Source organism: Chroococcidiopsis sp. CCALA 051, assembly GCF_003015105.1.
Taxonomy (GTDB): domain Bacteria; phylum Cyanobacteriota; class Cyanobacteriia; order Cyanobacteriales; family Chroococcidiopsidaceae; genus Chroococcidiopsis; species Chroococcidiopsis thermalis.
Genome location: NZ_PYCI01000127.1, coordinates 1 through 19,288 on the forward strand (window position 1 = coordinate 1; position 19,288 = coordinate 19,288).

General features: G+C 44.5%; 21 protein-coding genes. 12 read left to right on the forward strand and 9 right to left on the reverse strand.

Features of this window, described 5'->3' with window-relative positions:
• Nucleotides 1-98 precede the first annotated feature (98 nt).
• The 8 genes from rpmH (at nt 99) to C7Y66_RS24050 (ending at nt 5,765) form a co-directional block, all read left to right on the forward strand.
• Nucleotides 99-233, forward strand: coding sequence for a 50S ribosomal protein L34 (gene rpmH / locus C7Y66_RS24015; RefSeq protein WP_015152367.1), 135 nt, complete (start codon nt 99-101; stop codon nt 231-233).
• Nucleotides 234-383: 150 nt separating this feature from the next.
• Nucleotides 384-797 carry a ribonuclease P protein component gene (rnpA, locus tag C7Y66_RS24020; protein WP_106547529.1) on the forward strand — a complete coding sequence of 138 codons (414 nt, stop codon included), beginning with the start codon at nt 384-386 and terminating at the stop codon, nt 795-797.
• Entirely contained in the window at nt 784-1,176 is a 393-nt protein-coding gene (locus C7Y66_RS24025; RefSeq protein ID WP_015152365.1) for a PH domain-containing protein, read from the forward strand. Before rnpA ends, C7Y66_RS24025 begins: the two co-directional genes overlap by 14 nt.
• A gap of 152 nt (nt 1,177-1,328) precedes the next feature.
• The gene (gene yidC, locus C7Y66_RS24030) at nt 1,329-2,480 is read left to right on the forward strand and encodes a membrane protein insertase YidC (RefSeq protein WP_015152364.1); all 1,152 of its coding nucleotides are present in this window, start codon (nt 1,329-1,331) and stop codon (nt 2,478-2,480) included.
• 3 nt (nt 2,481-2,483) lie between these two features.
• Complete coding sequence (locus C7Y66_RS24035) at nt 2,484-3,002, forward strand: R3H domain-containing nucleic acid-binding protein (protein ID WP_015152363.1); 519 nt, start codon at nt 2,484-2,486, stop codon at nt 3,000-3,002.
• A 75-nt stretch (nt 3,003-3,077) separates the two neighbouring features.
• Nucleotides 3,078-3,587 (forward strand): DUF177 domain-containing protein, encoded by a 510-nt coding sequence (locus C7Y66_RS24040; protein ID WP_106547530.1) that lies wholly within the window; start codon nt 3,078-3,080, stop codon nt 3,585-3,587.
• Nucleotides 3,588-3,598: 11 nt separating this feature from the next.
• A complete protein-coding gene (locus C7Y66_RS24045; protein WP_106547531.1) occupies nt 3,599-5,113 on the forward strand; it encodes an AAA family ATPase in 1,515 nt (504 codons plus the stop codon).
• Between the two features lie 160 nt (nt 5,114-5,273).
• On the forward strand, nt 5,274-5,765 hold the full coding sequence (locus C7Y66_RS24050) for an SH3 domain-containing protein (protein ID WP_106547532.1): 492 nt from the start codon (nt 5,274-5,276) through the stop codon (nt 5,763-5,765).
• Nucleotides 5,766-5,810: 45 nt separating this feature from the next.
• Here C7Y66_RS24050 and C7Y66_RS24055 read toward each other — a convergent pair whose 3' ends face one another.
• The 4 genes from C7Y66_RS24055 to C7Y66_RS24070 all read right to left on the reverse strand — a co-directional run bounded on the left by C7Y66_RS24055 (nt 5,811) and on the right by C7Y66_RS24070 (nt 9,174).
• Nucleotides 5,811-6,266, reverse strand: coding sequence for a Fur family transcriptional regulator (locus tag C7Y66_RS24055; RefSeq protein ID WP_015152359.1), 456 nt, complete (start codon nt 6,264-6,266; stop codon nt 5,811-5,813).
• 244 nt (nt 6,267-6,510) lie between these two features.
• Complete coding sequence (gene sigC, locus C7Y66_RS24060) at nt 6,511-7,761, reverse strand: RNA polymerase sigma factor SigC (RefSeq protein ID WP_015152358.1); 1,251 nt, start codon at nt 7,759-7,761, stop codon at nt 6,511-6,513.
• 63 nt (nt 7,762-7,824) lie between these two features.
• Nucleotides 7,825-8,034: a hypothetical protein gene (locus tag C7Y66_RS24065; protein ID WP_146149865.1), complete on the reverse strand. Its 210-nt coding sequence runs from the start codon at nt 8,032-8,034 to the stop codon at nt 7,825-7,827.
• Between the two features lie 168 nt (nt 8,035-8,202).
• Nucleotides 8,203-9,174, reverse strand: a complete 972-nt coding sequence (locus C7Y66_RS24070) for an NAD(P)H-dependent glycerol-3-phosphate dehydrogenase (RefSeq protein ID WP_051033319.1) — start codon at nt 9,172-9,174, stop codon at nt 8,203-8,205.
• Nucleotides 9,175-9,487: 313 nt separating this feature from the next.
• Here C7Y66_RS24070 and C7Y66_RS24075 point away from each other — a divergent pair, with 313 nt between their 5' ends.
• Nucleotides 9,488-10,903, forward strand: coding sequence for a protein-glutamate O-methyltransferase CheR (locus C7Y66_RS24075; protein ID WP_106547534.1), 1,416 nt, complete (start codon nt 9,488-9,490; stop codon nt 10,901-10,903).
• A gap of 132 nt (nt 10,904-11,035) precedes the next feature.
• On the opposite strand, the gene C7Y66_RS24080 is transcribed toward C7Y66_RS24075, so the two are convergent.
• Complete coding sequence (locus C7Y66_RS24080) at nt 11,036-11,572, reverse strand: P-loop NTPase family protein (RefSeq protein WP_106547535.1); 537 nt, start codon at nt 11,570-11,572, stop codon at nt 11,036-11,038.
• A 329-nt stretch (nt 11,573-11,901) separates the two neighbouring features.
• Between C7Y66_RS24080 and rph the strand changes: the two genes are divergently transcribed.
• On the forward strand, nt 11,902-12,630 hold the full coding sequence (gene rph, locus C7Y66_RS24085; protein WP_106547536.1) for a ribonuclease PH: 729 nt from the start codon (nt 11,902-11,904) through the stop codon (nt 12,628-12,630).
• Between the two features lie 257 nt (nt 12,631-12,887).
• On the opposite strand, the gene C7Y66_RS24090 is transcribed toward rph, so the two are convergent.
• From C7Y66_RS24090 to C7Y66_RS24105, 4 genes are all read right to left on the reverse strand, one after another.
• Complete coding sequence (locus C7Y66_RS24090; protein ID WP_106547537.1) at nt 12,888-13,694, reverse strand: hypothetical protein; 807 nt, start codon at nt 13,692-13,694, stop codon at nt 12,888-12,890.
• 446 nt (nt 13,695-14,140) lie between these two features.
• Nucleotides 14,141-14,353 (reverse strand): type II toxin-antitoxin system HicB family antitoxin, encoded by a 213-nt coding sequence (locus tag C7Y66_RS24095; RefSeq protein WP_106547538.1) that lies wholly within the window; start codon nt 14,351-14,353, stop codon nt 14,141-14,143.
• Nucleotides 14,353-14,538 carry a type II toxin-antitoxin system HicA family toxin gene (locus tag C7Y66_RS24100; RefSeq protein ID WP_106547539.1) on the reverse strand — a complete coding sequence of 62 codons (186 nt, stop codon included), beginning with the start codon at nt 14,536-14,538 and terminating at the stop codon, nt 14,353-14,355. The genes C7Y66_RS24095 and C7Y66_RS24100 overlap by 1 nt, the downstream gene beginning before the upstream one ends.
• 296 nt (nt 14,539-14,834) lie before the next feature.
• Complete coding sequence (locus C7Y66_RS24105) at nt 14,835-15,245, reverse strand: hypothetical protein (protein ID WP_106547540.1); 411 nt, start codon at nt 15,243-15,245, stop codon at nt 14,835-14,837.
• Between the two features lie 298 nt (nt 15,246-15,543).
• Between C7Y66_RS24105 and bchB the strand changes: the two genes are divergently transcribed.
• On the forward strand, nt 15,544-17,070 hold the full coding sequence (bchB, locus tag C7Y66_RS24110; RefSeq protein ID WP_106547541.1) for a ferredoxin:protochlorophyllide reductase (ATP-dependent) subunit B: 1,527 nt from the start codon (nt 15,544-15,546) through the stop codon (nt 17,068-17,070).
• A gap of 121 nt (nt 17,071-17,191) precedes the next feature.
• The coding region (glyS, locus tag C7Y66_RS24115) for a glycine--tRNA ligase subunit beta (protein ID WP_106547542.1) at nt 17,192-19,288 on the forward strand (2,097 nt) is incomplete at its 3' end.

A 19,288-nucleotide genomic window follows, 5' to 3' on the forward strand; every position in this document is an offset into this window, starting at 1 on the left:
GTCTCTACAACAACTATCTGGTTACGAAGGTTTCATGCTAAAATTGCAGATTGTGACTTTTTTAGCTAAAAATTCCGAATAACTGAGAGAGCAGATTTATGAAACGCACGCTGGAAGGTACTAACCGCAAAAGAAAGAGAACATCTGGGTTTCGCGCTCGGATGCGTACCCCCGACGGACAAAACGTGATTAGAGCGCGCCGCAGAAAAGGTCGTCATCGCCTCACTGTCTAAAGTCCCTAATAGAAGTGACTGAATCAGTGAGTAGTGAGTGGTAATTGGTAATTGGCGCTTTTGCAAGAGACAATTAACTAGCTGCTGACAACTTTTCCCTACTCCCTGCTCCCTGCTCCCTACTCCCTTTCTTCACTGATAACTGGTCATTTGGGTTTGTCAAAAGTAAATCGGCTCTCAAGTAGAGAAGACTTTCGCGCCGTATTTCGAGCTGGAATACGGCGCAACAGCGATTGCATGACTTTGAGAGCTTTGCGAATGCAAAATGCCACAACTTCAGTAGCAGATGGCAAGCTAGCCACAGCTACGCATAAAGTAGGTGCGCCTACACGGATCGGTATTTCCATCAGCACAAAAGTGAGTAAAAAAGCAGTCGTTCGCAATCGGATTAAGCGACAACTGCGGGTTGCCTTTCGCTGTCTATTGCCGCGAATTTCACCTGGATGGTTACTGGTAGTTATCGTTCACCCATCAGCAGCACGACAGGAGTGCGTAACCAAACAATTTCTGCAAGAATTAGAGCAGTTATTGGTAGCAGCCGAGGTGCTTAATGGGAATTCGTGAAGAAGTTTACTACGAAGGTGGTCCTCACGTTGGGGATCTAATTATTAACCTGCTCATCGGGCTGACGCTGATTGGTATCCCCTTAACAGTTGGTGCAATTGTAAGGGCATTGTGGTTGCGCTACCGCATCACAAATCGCCGTATTTCTGTTACAGGCGGCTGGATGGGGCGCGATCGCACCGATATCATTTATGCTGAAATTGTCAAAATTGTGAAAGTGCCGCGCGGCTTCGGTTTATGGGGCGATATGGTACTAACTTTAAGAAACGGTAGCCGTTTGGAAATGCGATCGGTTCCCAAATTCCGCGAACTATACGACTATATCAGCGAAAAGGCAGCCGAAAAAAATCCTCAAGTCAAAACCAAAGCTACAACTTGAGAATATTATGTAAGCAATTAGTAGTTCTCTGTTGTTAGTTATCGATCGCTTGTCATTAGTTGGCAAATGACTGATGACAAATGACCGATGACTAAAATCGGATAGATTAGATTCAGACGAATGACAAATTATTTCAGGTTGACTTCAAGATAATGGATTTTGGTATAGGGTTTCTTTCCAACAACGTCATGTTGCCGATCCTAGATTTTTTCTATGGGATCGTGCCGAGCTACGGGTTGGCGATCGTAGCCTTGACACTGGTGATTCGCTTTGCGCTCTATCCGCTGAGTGCCGGATCGATTCGGACAATGCGCCGCACGCGAGTTACTCAACCTTTGATGCAAAAGCGCGTCAAAGAGATTCAAGAGCGTTATAAAGACAATCCTGCCAAAATGCAGGAGGAAATGGGCGCTGTTTACAAAGAATTTGGCAATCCATTGGCAGGATGTTTGCCAGTCTTGCTGCAAATGCCCGTACTGTTCGCCCTATTCGCGACGCTGCGGGGCTCGCCGTTTTCGGATATCAACTACAACGTCAACCTGCAAGTCTTTCCCCAAGAACAGATCGAACGCATTCAGCCGCAGGCTTTTACCACTCCGCCGCAAAACATTTACATTACCGATGGCGTTCACGCTCGCGTTGCGGCGATCTTGCCCAGTGGTAATAAATTGGTGGTCGGGGACAAAACTAAAATTGATTTTCAAACTCCAGAGGGCAAGCCTTTCTCAGCCCTAGCAGCAGAGTATCCCGACACCAATCTCGTCCCCAAATGGAAAGTCACTAAAGGGGAAGAAAGGATAAAAATTGATGAAAACGGTACTATCGAAGCCCTCCAACCAGGTGATGTGACAATTCAAGCAACAATCCCTGGACTTGCAGCTAACAAGGGCTTTTTATTTATTGATGCCCTCGGCAGAGTTGGCGCTTTTGATGAAGACGGAACGATCCATTGGGATATTGTGGCAATGGTGATTGGTTTTGGTCTAAGTCTCTATCTCAACCAAGTGCTATCTGGTCAAGGTTCTACCTCTAACAATCCCCAACAAGATACAGTCAACAAGATCACCCCAATTATTTTCTCAGGGATGTTTTTGTTCTTTCCGCTACCTGCTGGCGTGTTGATGTACATGCTGATTGCGAATATATTCCAAACACTCCAGACATACATTGTTTCCCGCGAACCCCTGCCAGAAAACTTACAAAAGCTTGTCGAAGCAGCAGATGCTAAAGCAGGAGACGATGCAGGTCGTCAGTCGCTTCCTTTTGAACCAGGGCGGAAGAAAAAAGAGAAACCTTCAGGCTAAATCATGAGTGACGAGCAGATCGGGCAGCGGGGTCAGCAATGGCTAGAGCAACTCCTGCAACTGTCAGGAGTCTCTACTCAAGTTACAGCTAAACTGCAAACCCCAAAGACAGCAAACAGCGACCCAGAAGAACACGATAGTTATTGGCTGACAATCGAGCAGACTAGTTTACCACCAGAGCAAGTCCAAGCTTTGATTGGTGCGGAAGGTTCGGTTCTAGATGCCATTCAGTATCTTGCTAATGCTACCCTGAATTTAAACCAACCTCAGGAACGGCAAGCCGCTTATATAATTGAGCTGGATGGCTATCGTTTGCGGCGACAAGCAGAAATTCAAGCGATCGCCACCTCAGCGATAGAACAAGTCCGTACCACAGGACAAGAGGTGGAGATCAAATCTCTTTCGTCCGCTGAAAGGAGGCAAATTCATACTTTTTTGAAGGATTTTCCCGATTTAGAAAGTTTCAGTCGTGGCAAAGAACCGCATCGTCAGTTGGTGATTCGCACGATCGGTAGTAGCTAGACCGGAAATGAATTCGGAATTCGGAATTCGGAATTGAGGATTTGAGATTATTTAATTTACAACTTGGCAAGCCCTATGGAGGCAATTTACATTCCTCATCTGACCACAGCACCGCAAAAAACTAGGGTCATCGAGGTTGATGAGTTCTTACCCGATCTAGACACCCTAACTCCGGTGCGTGGTCAGGTGCGCGTGCAACACGGTGGCAACTACTTAGAGGTTTCAGCTCAGGTAGAAACCATCGTTACCTTAACTTGCCATCGCTGTTTGCAACAGTACAACCATCGCCTGAAAGTGGAAACTTCAGAAATTATTTGGCTAGATCCAGAAGCAGGTAAAGAAGAAACTGCGATCGAGTTGGAAGTCGCATTTGAAGATCTGGTCGAAACTTTACAGCCTACAGGTCATTTCGATCCTGGGGAGTGGTTGTACCAGCAGTTATGTCTAGCCATGCCTCAGCGTCAGTTGTGTGACAGTCTATGTCAGGGCATTCAACTATCGCCGCAGCCAGAAGAACCGTCAGAACCATCAAGCGATCGCCGCTGGGCATCTTTAGAATCCTTGAAAAATCACTTGTCTAATTAGGGACACCTGATATGAGCTTCCGCGAAGAGTTTGCACTGTTGCTACGCGCCCGCTACCCGATCGTCTATATTCCTACCTATGAGGAAGAACGAGCGGAAGTAGCAATTCGGGAAGAAGCCCGCAGCCAAGGAAATCGCGCTGTCTATACTTGGGATTTTGTCGATGGCTACCAAGGTAATCCTAACGATGCTGGTTTCGGTCGTCGCAATCCTCTACAAGCTCTAGAATTTGTCGAGAAACTGCCTGCTTCGGCTCCGGCAGTTTTTATTTTGCGTGATTTTCATCGCTTTTTAGAAGATGTTTCCGTGTCGCGCAAACTCCGCAACTTAGCGCGGGTACTCAAATCGCAACCGAAAAATATCGTCTTGCTGTCGCCACGAATCGTCACTACGGAAGAATTGGGTGAAGTTTTAACCATTTTAGAATTTCCTCTACCCGCTGTTGGCGAGATTAAATTAGAGGTGGAACGCCTCTTGGCAGCTACAGGACAATCTTTAGAAGCTAAAACGGTAGATGAACTCGTGCGTTCGTGCCAAGGGTTGTCTATCGAACGAATTCGGCGGGTACTAGCGAGGGCGATCGCCTCTCATGGAGAAATTCAGCCGGAAGATGTCGAATTGGTTTTGGAAGAGAAGCGCCAGACTATTCGCCAAACTCAGATTCTCGATTTTTACCCTGCTACCGAAAAAATTTCTGATATTGGCGGTTTGGACAATCTCAAAGATTGGCTGCTACGTCGGGGAGGGGCATTTAGCGAACGCGCTAGAGCATACGGTTTACCCTATCCACGCGGACTGATGTTAGTTGGGATTCAGGGAACGGGTAAATCGCTCACAGCCAAGGCGATCGCCCATCACTGGCACTTACCTTTGTTACGCTTGGACGTGGGACGATTGTTCGGTGGTTTGGTAGGTGAATCAGAATCTCGCACTCGACAAATGATTCAAGTCGCGGAAGCCTTAGCCCCCTGTATTCTCTGGGTAGATGAGATTGATAAAGCTTTTGCCGGGTTGGGAGCAAAAGGCGATGCAGGCACGACTAGCCGCGTTTTCGGGACTTTTATCACCTGGCTGGCGGAAAAAACTTCTCCCGTGTTTGTCGTTGCAACTGCCAACGATATTCATGCTTTACCACCGGAAATGTTGCGTAAAGGCAGATTTGACGAAATCTTTTTTGTTGGTTTACCGATTCAGGAAGAACGCAAAGCAATTTTCACCGTCCATTTATCTCGCCTGCGATCGCATAATCTCAAAAGTTACGATCTCGATCGCCTTGCCTACGAAACTCCTGATTTTTCTGGGGCAGAAATCGAGCAAACAATCGTGGAAGCCATGCACATCGGCTTCAGTCAAAATCGAGACTTTACTACTGACGACATTTTAGAGGCGGCGAGTCAAATCATTCCCCTTGCCCGTACTGCCCAAGAACAAATTCAGTTTTTGCAAGATTGGGCAGCGGCTGGAAAAGCCCGTCTCGCCTCTAAACACAGCAGCCTGAGCAACCGAATTCAGCGGCAATTGCAGTAGAACAGTTATCAGTTATCAGGGAGCAGAGGGGCTTCAGGTGCAGAGGGGCAACTACCAATTACCCATTACCAATTACCAATAATTAAAAAATCTACTACATTCAGACGATTATGCTAGGATTCGTGCTGTAGTAATTATGGGACAATAGTAGGGTATCGCCATGACTTTGGCAGGAGCAGCTAAATTTGTCCTGGGTGTTAGCTTAGCGCTGGCGATCTTGGCTGGTGGTAGCGCCGCAGTTGCTTTATATTTTATGTATAGAGTCACAACTCATCCGCCTAAGCCGACTTTTGCTAACGAACTCAACCAAAAACCAAAAGCTGTGCCTGCTCCGAAACAGCAAGCACAGCCTGAAATATCTAATCCCGATAATACTAATAACGCTGAATCTACGACCGAGAAAGCGAATTCTGACACTAATTCTACTGAGCCTCTAGCGCCAGGAACCTATAGAGCTAGGGTGTCTTGGGAAAAAGGCTTAAGTCTCCGTGCCGAGCCTGGAGCGGGTGCTGAACGCATCGGCGGGTTGGAATACAATCAACAAATCGTAGTTTTAGAAGAAAGTCCAGATAAAAATTGGCAAAGAGTTCGCTTATCGGATAGCGATCGCGAAGGCTGGATCAAAGCAGGTAACATTGAGAAAATCCAGTGAAGAGCAATCTGCGCTCGACAACCGACAACCAATAACACCAAGATTCTAGATCGGCAACAACGCTCTTTGACAAGAAGGACAAACAGCATGAATTGTTAGTTGGCAATCGAGCAAATGATACCCTTCCTTTTCAGCTGTTTTTGAGCCAATTTTTAAGATGGAATCGTTTTTAAACTCGATTGTTTTATTGCACCTAACACAAATTAAATGGTGGTGGTGGTGAGGGTAAGGCTGATTGATCTCGTAATGTTTATGTCCCTCTCCTAACTCCAGCTCACGCAGAATTCCCATCCGCGCCATTAACTTTAGAGTGCGATAAATCGTTGACAGACTGATTCCTGCTGTTTGAGTTTCTAATTGTTGGTAAAGCTCTTCCGCACTTAGATGTTTTCCTCTAGGCAGTTCTTGAAAAACCTGTAGGATCGTTTCGCGCTGCGGTGTGAGTCGCCAACCCCGCTCGTTGAGTTCTGCCTTAAGTGAGGTAGCTGAGTATGCAGTCATAACCACCTTTTTAAGCAAGCTTAATAATTGATAAGTATAGTCAATTATTGGTTGAAGTGTCAACAAGCTATAACTATTGAGAATGATTTTTAAGAAAAGAGAGTCGTAGTTTACAGATAATAAAAATCTTCTGGCTAAAAAATAGGCAGAAGAGGTGAAGAACGAAGAATGAAAGTGAATCTAACTAGGTTGTAAAAAACACGGTCACGATCCTTCACCCGATCGATGTTGTTAGCTCAAATTGTTAGCTCAAGGACTCTAAGTAATCCCGCACGCGATTGCGTCGTTTGGGTTGTCGTAGCTTTTGTAGTGCTTTAGATTCAATTTGACGCACTCTTTCCCGTGATAAGTCTAAAGCACGTCCAATTTCGGCTAGAGAGTAACAGTGTCCGTCTCCCAGACCAAAGCGCATCAAAATAACATCCCGTTCGCGATCGGTTAAATCTGCTAAAAGTTGCTGTAAATCTCGATGGAGAGCTTCACGCATGAGCAACTCTTCAGGGGAAATACTGTCGTTTTCGAGTAAATCTCCTAACTCAGTATCTTTTTCCTTCCCAACTTTTGTTTCCAAAGATACGGAACGCGGAACTCTCAGTAGTACTTCCCGTACTTGAGGCGCGGTCATCTCCAATTCGAGCGCAATATCTTCGATTGTAGGGGTACGACCTTTTTCTTGCGCCAGTTTTCGCTGAGCTTTCTTAATTTTATTCAGTTTTTCTGTAATGTGAACTGGAAGACGGATGGTACGGCTTTGGGTGGCGATCGCGCGGGTAATACCTTGACGAATCCACCAATAAGCGTAGGTGCTGAAGCGATAACCTTTGGTAGGATCGAACTTTTCTACCGCTCTTTCTAACCCCAGAGTACCTTCTTGAACCAGATCTAGCAGTTCCAAACCGCGATTTTGATACTTTTTCGCAACTGAAACAACTAGGCGTAAATTCGCCTTGATCATGTGTTCTTTGGCATGAATCCCGTCGTTTTGAATTTGCTCTAATTCTTCGACGGTAATTTTGGCAATTTCAGCCCAACGGCGCTTCCCAACTGCCAAAGCGGGTTTGAGTTCCATCACGGATATACCAGCGCTAGCAGCCCATCGTTCTAAAGAGGGGCGGTGTCCTAGCTCGGAGGTCAGGCGCTCTTGGGCTTCAATTAGGGTGATGTATGTTTTGATAATCGAGTCGTCCTTTGCTGCATGACTGACGCACAGCGCTCGCATTCGTAAATAACGCTGCACTTTTTGAGCTTCGGAAACTTCTTCATCTCTTTCTAGCAGGTGGACGCGACCGATCTCTTGCAGGTATAAACGAACTAGGTCTGTAGTCCGACGGGTAACACCAGGTTGTAGGCTCTCCCGCTCGTTAGAGTCAATATCCAAAGTCAGCAGGTCATCCACGCCCAGATCGGTATCATCTTCTGGATAATCTGACCGAAAGCGCTGGGGTGCTGATTGGGGTTCGTAGGCTGCGTCCGCGTAAAAAGATAGTGCTTGCATAGGGGTTATCTCAACTGCTCCAGGTGACAATAGACTTCACTCGGTTGCTTCTTGTTGCTGATGCTATTGTTCCCAGCGATCTTGGCGAACTAACATCTTGCTGCTAGATTTACGAGGAAACTTGACGATCGCGCCCACTAACTTCAGAAATAACTCCACATTTTCTAGTGAATTCAAGTACGAACTGATACTGCTACGGTTGTTAGGATTGCGGATACTTAAAGCAGCACTTCGGTATTCAAAATATTGGTGAAAGGCTGAAAAGTATCGCACAACAAGCATTTCAAGAATAAACGCGATTTAAGATAAATGTGTGAGATCGCACCCTAGTGTAAACTACAATTTTTGTCTGAGAAATTTCGGAGAATCAGTTGCGATCGCGTAAAGTTTTATGAAATTTGTGTGGATTTACGTAGGAGCGATTCGGTCGAACCATTGCCTCTACAATAATTCCGATTTGAGGTCGCGCAGCATCAGTGCTTCCAGCGCTTGCTTGGGTGTAATTTCCGCTTGCAGGAGACGATAAACTTCAGCCGTAATCGGCATATAGATGTCTTGCTGGCGAGCGCGTTGCATGAGTACCTGAGTCGTATTCACGCCTTCAGCTGTTCCTTCTAGGTGAGCGAGAATTGCGGACAGGGTTTTACCTTGGGCGAGTTGATATCCAACTTGATAATTACGACTGAGGGGACTGTTACAAGTTGCCAGCAGATCGCCCAAACCAGATAGACCGTAAAAAGTTTCTGTTTTTGCTCCCCAGCTGTTGCCGATGCGGATAATTTCCGTCAGTCCACGGGTAACGAGTGCAGCTTTAGCATTTGTACCCAACTGCAAACCATCGCAAACACCCGCCGCGATCGCCATCACATTTTTCAGCGTTCCCCCCAACTCTACGCCCAAAGGGTCGGAATTGGTATAAACGCGGAACTGCGGCGAGGAAAATACTGCTTGCACTGCTACTGCGGCGTTGTCGTCAGTACTACCAGCAACAGTTGCAGCGGGTAATCCTTGTTGAATTTCCTTGGCTAAATTAGGACCGCACAGTACAACTACCGAGCGATCGGGAAAAGCCGCCTGCCAAATCTGGGCTGGGGTGAGAGTTGTGACAGGATCGAGTCCTTTGGTTGCCGTGACAAAAATTGTTGTCGGCAAGAGGGGTAAAGTCTGAATTTCTCGAACGACTGTTGCTACACCCTGCATTGAGACAGCAGAAACAACTACATCCGCACGTTCGATCTCGCTAGGCGAAATTGCCCCATCGCGCCGCGATCGCACTTGCACGCGATGACCATTAGCTGCTGCGAGAGATGCTAACGTCGTTCCCCAAGCCCCAGCACCTAGAACCACCACCGATCTTGGATTTTGAGTTGAGTGTTGGCGATCGCTAGCGAGAGACTGGGATTTTGGATGAATCACAAACCTAAAATCTCAATTATGACTCAATTTTTAGAGCGGATTTTACCTGAGAGCCTCGCTCTCTAGTCTAGGTTAACTCGATCGATCCGCCCCAGTCTATTGAGGGTAACGAAAGAAAACTGGTAGAGCGACACAATGTCAGTAGCATAGAGACACCATACTCGGTCGAACTCCACAATGGCACGTTCCATGTCGAAAGTTTGGGAGTTGAGTCAGGAGCAACCGCGATCGGCTGGCTATTTTCGCTAAAGTCGCAATAAGTTTTGTATTAAGAACTTTAAGCTACCAAGATAAACTTTAAAATTTATTAATGAAGCCTCCCGAACTCGATCGAGATTTTGAAGCATTATTAGACTACCTCAAACGCAACCAGAGTTGTGACTTGACGGGCTACAAACGCCCTACCTTAATGCGGCGTTTCTCTTGCCGAATGCAGCAGCTCCACATTGAGCGCTATCAGGACTATTTACAGTATTTGCAAAGCCATGCTCAAGAGTGGATTGAGCTTTTAGACTCCATACTGATTAACGTTTCTAGTTTCTTTCGCGATCGCGAAGCTTGGGATTATCTAGCCAGCGAGATCGTGCCTAAAATTATTGCTAGCAAACAGCCTGACGAACCGATTCGCGTCTGGAGTGCGGGCTGTGCTTCTGGGCAGGAAGTTTACAGTTTACTCATTTTGTTTGCAGAAGCTTTGGGAATTGAGTCGTGTTTGCAGCGAGTTCAACTCTATGCTACCGATGTGGATAAAGTTGCCCTTCAACAAGCACGACAAGGGGTCTATCGCGCGAATGAAGTGAAAGGACTTGCTCCAGATTTACTCAAGAAATACTTTGAGCCAACCGAGCAAGGCTATGCTTTCGATCGCAGACTTCGCCGTAGGGTCATCTGTGGTTGTAATAACCTAGCTGAAGATGCACCGATGTCCAAAATCGATTTGCTGGCGTGCCGTAATACCCTGATGTATTTCAATCCAGATATCCAAGCAAGAATTCTGGTTCGCTTTCATTTTGCGCTGAAAAACAACGGCTTTCTCTTTCTAGGTAAGCATGAAACACTGACCGCTCAAAGACCGATTTTCATGCTAGACAATATCAAGCATCGAATTTATATCAAAGGACTACATTTGGAGTTAGGCGATCGCCTCTCAATCACTCCTAAATCTCGCCCAAAGGAAGCTAGCGATTCACTAGTCTCCCAACTATGCTTTTGGCAAGCTGCATTTGAGACAAGTCCTTTTGCTCAGCTATCGGTCGATCTGAATAATCGTTTAGTTGCTGCTAACGAACAGGCAAACTTTTTATTTAGATTAACGCTCTCCGATTGGAGCCTTCCTTTTTCAGAACTTGTACCCGGAAAGTTTGTGAGTTCCCATGTTGCGATCGGCAAATTTTACTGCGATCGTCGTCCAGTCAATTTGAAAAATATTAAGTGGACAACTTTAGAAGGAACAAAGTATCTCGATATTTTTATCGCACCTGTTTTCAGCACAAATAATGATTTGCTGGGAGTTAACTTGACGTTCATCGATGTCAGCGATCGCCAACAAATCATAGAAAAACTAGAATACAAATATTCGGAATTAGCCAGAGTTTCGGAAACATGTCAGGAAACAAAAACGGCACTTAATACAACTCGCATTGAGCTGGAAGAGACTCACAAAGAATTAGAAGCCTTACATCAAGAAATACAATTTATCGAAAGAGATATGCAATTTAGAAATTGATGGCAATTGCGATCGCTCCGCCTGACTTCACATCTTAAATTACGGGACTGGTATGTCTCGAACGCGCGACATAGCGCTTTAGGAGGCACTATATTATATAATAAATTTACAGGCATTCTAGCCTAGAAAAACTTACATCTGGTGGCTGCGCCGTACTTCTGTAATCTGATCTGCCACATCGAGTACGGGTTGAGGCATATTCGAGCCAGTCAGAATCACATCGACGTGCTTGGGGCGATTTTGAATAAAATCTAAGACTTCTGCTAGAGGGATTAAGCCAAATTCGACAGCCACGCTTAATTCATCCAATACTAGCAATGAGTACTGCCCTTGGGAAACAACTTGGCGCGTATGCTGCCACAGTTCTTGTAAAGAACGGTTTTCGGCTTCGTCTAATTGTGGCGTGTCAATGCAACGGGGAAGATTGCAGCGAATCCAATCCAAGTTTTGCCCTAACTTAACTGGATGACAATGACCCTGATTTATCCCACCTTTAAGAAATTGGACAATGAGCGCTGGAGTCCCTTGACCGGAAACCCTTAAAGCCTGTGCCATCACGCTTGTCAAAAAGGTACGACGAGAGCAAGTAAAGACTTGTACTAATCCTTCAACTGTGTATGGTGGTTGACAAGGAGAATGAACGGTTGGGGTCTCTAGCTGAGCAATCATAAAGTCACTTTTATCCAGATGCTTGAGTTAAAGCTGAGTTCGGAGAAACTGCAATATGCGATATATAGTGTAGTCTTTCAGAATACTCCTTAGTGAAACACTACATCTATGTTTTAGTCAATAGGAAACTATCCTCTGGGTCGCAATATCGCTACTATAAGTCCCAGTTGGCGGAGATTCTGTTGCAGGATTTTGACTTTTGACTTCCCAGCATAGCGATCGCCCTCCACATATTCCACGCCAAAAGTTTACAAAAAATTAAGCCTAGCGAAAGTGTTAACTGTATGCTCGACCCTGTATTCTGATTTAGGTCACTACAGCTAAGAACCATGACCTGGGAGCGTTTGGATAATCGGTTAGCAAATCAACTGCGTCCTATCAGTTTTACACGGGATTTTACTCGTTTTGCCACTGGCTCTGTTTTAGCTCAGTGCGGCGATACTCAGGTGTTGTGTAACGTATCGATTCAGCCTGGAGTCCCTAGATTTTTGGAAGGTTCGGGCAAGGGTTGGCTGACGGCTGAATACAGAATGCTTCCCACTGCTACCCACCAACGCCAAGAACGAGAAACCTACAGGCTGTCTGGACGCACGCAGGAGATTCAAAGGTTAATCGGACGTAGCTTGAGAGCCGGACTCGATTTAGCAGCATTGGGAGAGCGGACAGTCACCGTAGATGCTGACGTATTGCAGGCGGATGCAGGTACGAGAACCACAGCAATTACAGGTGGGTTTGTAGCGCTTGCCGATGCGATCGCCAAGCTTTTAGAACGGGGAGATCTAACGCGATCGCCCATCCGTCACCAAATCGCCGCCGTCTCTGTAGGTTTGCTTGAAGGTATGCCATTTCTAGACCTCAACTACCAAGAAGATGTCGCTGCCGATATCGATTTCAACGTGGTCATGAACGACCAATTAGAAATTATCGAACTCCAGGGAACCGCCGAAGCAGGTAGTTTCAGCCGCACTCAATTGGATCGAATTATGGATTTGGCAGAACTTGGAATTAAAGATTTACTAGCAGCACAACGTCAAGCCTTGGGCGATTTCAATCTCTAGGTGCAAGCTATTGTTGATAGGTTAAAAACATAAGGGGGCGGGGTAGAATATGGTTCGCAGTTGTGGTATTATCTACTTTATAATGGGAATGTTTTTGATTTTTTTAAAAATGCTCAGACTTCCATTATGAAGTAAACCATCTAGGTAGTTGATAATATAGTATCACGAGCGATCGCATTACTAATTACATATTTGTACAGGAATATTTATCATAAAAATCCAAGAGTAGGGTGAGCAACGCCCACCTTACTAAATAATTATTTCACGCCGTCTAAATCGGTAGAAAGCGTCTTCAAGCTAGTCAAAACAGTATCTCGTGGAGGCTTTGCTTTGCTCAGTCCAGAATTCACATCTTTCACCCCTGCTTCTAGCCTTTGGTAGGTATCGGGAGATTTTTGTTTCACGCTACCACCAAACTTATACCAGGTTTGGCGAGCAGCACTAAAAGCAGTTTTTGCAGTTGCAAAATCCTGCGATTCTACAGCAGTAGTTGCCTTAGCCAGTTCGTCTTTCATAGCTAATAAGTTACTTTGAATAGCTGTAGCATTGCTATTCGCTGTCTCCGTGGTGCTAGTGTTAGTAGCAATTGCAGAAGTGCTATTAGTTACAAGACTATTGAATGCAGTTGAAAGTCCCTGCAATTCTGTCGTGAGTTTTGCCACATTTGGCGAACCCGATTTCAGATCTGTGGCAATAGTTGTAATTTTCTCGCCAATCGTTTTGGTAGCATCGGGGGAGACTGTCTTCAGAGTACTTTCTAATCCTTTCCAGCCATCTTGCAGCTTAGTAAATTCCGTTTGTGCTGCTGTAAAGTTACCAGCTTTTACAGCAGATAAAGTTTGCGCTGCGCCGTCAGTCAAAGGACTAATCGTTTCTTTGAGATTCCCCAAATTACCAAGCGCGCTAGTTGTTTTGCTAGCCACATCTTGTGCTTGCTGAGCCATGTTTTGAGCTTGATTGGCTTTGTCTTTAAGTTGTGAAGCTTGTTCTTGTACTCCGGTACAGGATGCGAGGAATAGCGAAGTAGCTAGAGTTAAACCTAAATTTGGGCAAATTTTCTTCATAATTTAAGATTTTGTCAGAATTTTCACTCTGAACGAGCATCTTACAAAATGAATTCTTGTTTGCATATAGTTGATTGATTAGCTTGATTTATCAGTCATTATTTCATTTAAAAATAAAAATTGCTCAAGCTTAAAATGTCGCGATTTGCAGTACATATATGACTATTTTGCTAGGATTTGAGCGTTCTAACTAAGCAATCGATTGGAATTTCTTATAGAATGCTTTTAAGAGAAAGCTGATAAGAAAATCTTCAAGTTTTTTAGTTAAAATTTGCCCGAACTTTTGAATCTAAAAACTCGAATCAGAATCTCCCTTTATTTCCCTGGATGCGATCGTCTAGATGTAAAGATTTATACATTAGCTGTGAGCGATCGCTACAGGTTCGACTCGATAATAAGTCTTTCGCTCTGATAGTAATGACTCAGCCGTAGCAAGATAAATTTAATCAAGCTGCTACTTCAATATAAACAGATGACGTAGACGGCTGAGGAATTTTGTAACCTTCTAACTTAAGTCCCTTTAAGTGAAACTCTATTGCTTCGCGCATATTTTGCTCCAACTCTTCACGAGTTTCACCAGTGGAGACACACCCAGGTAAATCGGGTGAATATGCTGAATAACCAGTTGTTGTTTCCTCAATAATAATTAGATACCGCATTACTTTAAACCTACCTGCTTTAAAATACTATCTAATGTTCCTGGTGCAAGATCGTCGCTCAGCTTTCCTGGAACGGTGACTAAGCCAGATTTTGTAGGGTGTTTGTATTGACGATGGCTACCTCTAGTTCGAGCTAAATACCAACCATTTTCCCCGAGAAGTCTAATTACTTCTCTAACTTCCATTCACTAAGCATAGAAATGGATATGAGAGCGGACAAGAATCTCATATAAATGTTTATCAGACTAGTTTCATCCTACAAGTTGAACCTATCTAAAAAATGCTCTGCTCTCTTACATAAATTTATAACAACAACTGATAAAAATTCACAGACTCCAGGCACTGCAAGTTGAAGCGGAGTATTGTTGTCAATAAGTAACTCTAATTCTGAGAAAATTAAAGTAGCTATTATTAACAAATTTATATATAGCGATTCTCGTTATGATGCGATACATTCGTAGGGGCGCACAGCTGTGCGCCCCTACAGATCTTGTATTTCATCGAATTGAAAAAGGCTATAGCGTAGAGAAACATAACAGTAGAGTACTAAAAATAAACAAAATATTCTATCTAAAAAATAGGATAAATTAAGTTTCAGCAATCGATCGACACTTATCAAAATCAAAAGCAAACGTAATATCTCAGCTCCCAAAGTAAAAATTCTGTCCAACTCAAGAAAAAAATCTAGCCAATTTTCTTCTAGATAATTTTTAAAGGTTTGAATATAGCTATGAAATGGAAATGTTTTTACATTGGCTAATACTGTAGCAAGCGTGCAGCCAGCAAATATCCACTCTGGTATCAAGGGAATTTTCCGAACAGCTTTTATTGTGAATTCCCATGATAAAGAAATAATATTAAACTCATTTTTGACTAAATTAAAGTCTCCCATTACTTTATTCCTCGATCGCTCAAGCCAAAAACATAAATACAATCTTAGATAAAGACCTTCAAGGCAGCATTTTGGATACTACAGAATATAACTAAACATCAAGAATCATTGCAGAAATCAGGCGATCGCTCGCTGCTCTAACACTTCATTGCTTTACTCCGTAAGCAGTTTAGCTGTTTTCCCTCAATTTACAGTCATTCAACGCCCCGTGTTTAGTGCGATCGCAATGTTTGCGACAATCGGAAAAAACAGACGTTAAATTCAACGATTCGCGATTCACACGGGGAGAACTGTAGATATGAAATTGGCTTACTGGATGTATGCTGGTCCGGCACATATAGGAACCTTGCGTGTCGCCAGCTCGTTCAAAAACGTCCACGCAATTATGCACGCGCCTCTAGGCGATGACTACTTCAACGTCATGCGATCGATGTTGGAGCGTGAAAGAAATTTTACCCCAGTTACAGCTAGCATTGTAGACAGACACGTGCTTGCCCGTGGTTCTCAGGAGAAGGTAGTAGATAATATCACCCGTAAAGATGCGGAAGAACACCCAGACCTGATCGTATTAACTCCTACCTGTACCTCCAGCATTTTACAAGAAGACCTACAAAACTTCGTCGAAAGAGCATCACTGGAAGCAAAAGCTGACGTACTACTGGCAGATGTCAACCACTACCGCGTCAACGAACTACAAGCAGCCGATCGCACTTTAGATCAAATTGTCCGCTACTACATCGAGAAAGCACGCAAGAAAGGCGAACTACCTACAGCTAAAACCGAAAAGCCTTCAGTCAATATCATCGGTGTGTCTACTCTAGGTTTCCACAACCAACACGACTGCACCGAGTTGAAGCGGTTGATGGCTGACTTGGGAATCGAGGTAAATGCTGTTATTCCCGAAGGTGCTTCCGTCCACGAATTGAAAAACTTACCCCGTGCGTGGTTTAACCTCGTCCCATATCGGGAACTCGGCTTGTTGACAGCAAATTACTTAGAGCAAGAATTTAGCATACCCTATGTCAATATTACTCCGATGGGCGTAGTCGAGACTGCTCGTTGCCTACGTAAAATCCAGCAGGTTATCAATGCTCAAGGTGCTAGTGTTGACTACGAAGAGTATATTAACAACCAAACTCTCTACGTATCTCAAGCTGCTTGGTTCTCCCGTTCGATTGACTGCCAAAACTTGACAGGTAAAAAAGCTGTCGTGTTTGGCGACAATACTCATGCAGCTGCAATAACTAAAATTCTCGCACGGGAAATGGGAATTCACGTTGTTTGGGCTGGAACTTACTGCAAATACGATGCTGACTGGTTCCGCGAACAGGTCAGCGAATATTGCGATGAGGTGATTATTACAGACGATCACGGCGCAATTGGAGACGCGATCGCCCGTGTCGAACCTTCTGCTATATTTGGTACGCAGATGGAACGCCATGTAGGTAAGCGGTTAGATATCCCTTGTGGCGTAATTGCTGCACCAATCCACATTCAAAACTTCCCCATCGGTTACAAGCCTTTTATGGGTTACGAAGGCACGAATCAAATTGCCGATTTGGTGTACAATTCCTTTACTCTGGGCATGGAAGACCACCTGTTAGAAATCTTTGGCGGACACGACACCAAGGAAGTAATCACCAAGGGAATATCCGCCGATACTGACTTGGCTTGGACGAGAGAAGCGCAAGCAGAATTAAATAAAATTCCTGGTTTCGTGCGCGGAAAAGTCAAGCGGAATACAGAAAAATTTGCCCGCGATCGCAATTTTACCGAAATCACTGTAGAAGTGATGTACGCCGCTAAAGAATCTGTGGGTGCGTAAGATTAGTAGGGTGCGTTAATTAATGCACCCTACCAATCGTCCATCATACCCAATAGGATTACAGGCACGGTAAACTGTTGAAACTAGGTCTTTTATGAAGCCTCGCTCAATCTAGGGTGCTATGCCTAATTTCCTATTAGAAGTCGGAACCGAAGAACTCCCCGCCAGTTTTGTCGATAGCGCCATCGCGCAATGGCGATCGCGTATTCCCCAAAGTCTTAGCGATAATAATCTTACGGCAGAAGCAATCGAAGTTTACGGTACTCCCCGCCGCCTCGCCGTACTCATCAAAGGTCTACCATCGCAACAACCAGACCGAGACGAGGAAATTAAAGGACCACCCGCGCAAGCTGCATTTAAAGACGGGAAACCCACCAAAGCCGCTGAAGGCTTTGCCAAAAAGCAAGGGGTAGAATTAAATGCTTTAGAAATTCGTCCTACGGATAAAGGCGAGTTTGTGTTTGTCCGCGTCTCTTATCCAGGTCGTCCTGTCGCAGAAATCTTGTCTCAACTCGTCCCTGAGTGGATTTTCGGCTTAGAAGGGAAGCGGTTTATGCGTTGGGGAGACGGCGATTTAAAGTTTTCCCGTCCGATTGTGTGGTTGGTCGCTTTATTAGATACAGAAGTCTTACCAATTCAAATTGAAAATAGTTCCGAGATCATTAAAAGCGATCGCATTTCGTGGGGACACCGCGTTTTACATCCAGAATCAATATCCATTCCCCAAGCCACTGATTATGTCTCTTGCTTGCGTTCTGCTTTTGTCGATGTTGAGGTCGAACAGCGCAAAGCAAAAATTGAAGCACAAGTCAATGCGATCGCGCAACAATTAAATGGTAGCGTTACAATCTATCCCGAATTATTAGCAGAAGTAACGAATTTAGTCGAATGGTCTACTGCTGTAGTCGGAAAATTCGACTCAGAATTTTTGAACTTACCTCCAGAAGTAATTACTACGGTAATGGTAAGCCATCAACGTTATTTTCCCATATTTCAGGTAGGGGCGCACGACTGTGAGTCCCTACTACCGAATTTTATTACTATTTCTAATGGCGATCCTGCTAAATCAGATATTATTGCCGCAGGTAACGAACGAGTGATTCGCGCTAGGTTAGCTGACGGACAATTTTTCTATAAAACTGACTTGGCAAAACCTTTAGAAAGCTATTTACTGCAACTGGAAAAAGTTACATTTCAAGAAGATTTAGGTTCAGTTGGCGACAAAGTTGGACGCATTATTAGTATCGCGCAGCAAATTAACGAACAGTTGCAAGTAAGCCAACAAGAACGCCACCAAATCGAACGCGCTGCTAGCTTGTGTAAAGCAGATTTAGTCACCCAAATGGTGTTTGAGTTCCCAGAATTGCAAGGCGTAATGGGACAAAAATATGCTATAGAAAGTGGTGAATCGGAAACCGTAGCTACAGCTATCTTTGAACATTATCTACCACGTAATGCAGGCGATCGCCTACCTGAAACTTTAGCAGGTCAAGTTGTCGGTATTGCCGATCGCCTCGATACCATAGTCAGTATTTTCGGCTTAGGAATGCTACCCACAGGTTCCTCCGATCCCTTTGCGCTGCGCCGTGCGGCAAATGCGATCGTTTCCATTACATGGGCGGCTAATTTATCAATTAATCTCTACCAATTATTAGAGCAAACGGCAAGAGATTTTATTAAAACTTATGCCAAAACCAGTATAGAGACGTTAAACGCATCTCTACAGGAGTTTTTCATTCAAAGAATTCGCACGCTATTACAAGAAGAACGAAGTATCGACTACGATTTAGTCAATGCCGTACTGGGAGAAAGCGACGCTGAATACAGATTACGGGCATTACAAGACTTATTAGATGTCCGCGATCGCGCTCTTTTCTTACAATCTATTCGTAATAACGGCACTCTAGATAAAATCTACGAAACCGTCAACCGTTCCACCCGTCTCGCGGCTCAAGGAGATTTAGATTTCACGCAGTTGCAGCCAGAAAACTTAGTCAAGCCAAAACTTTTTCAAAAATCTTCCGAGCAAGCTTTCTACGATGCTTTATTGCAACTCGTTCCCCAAACTCAAGTCGCTAGAGAATCGCGGAACTATCAACAATTAGTAGATGCTTTGATTCAAATTGCTCCTACTGTTAGCAATTTCTTCGATGGAGAACAAAGCGTTTTAGTTATGGATGCCGATCCAGAAATTAGGCGCAATCGCTTGAATCTACTC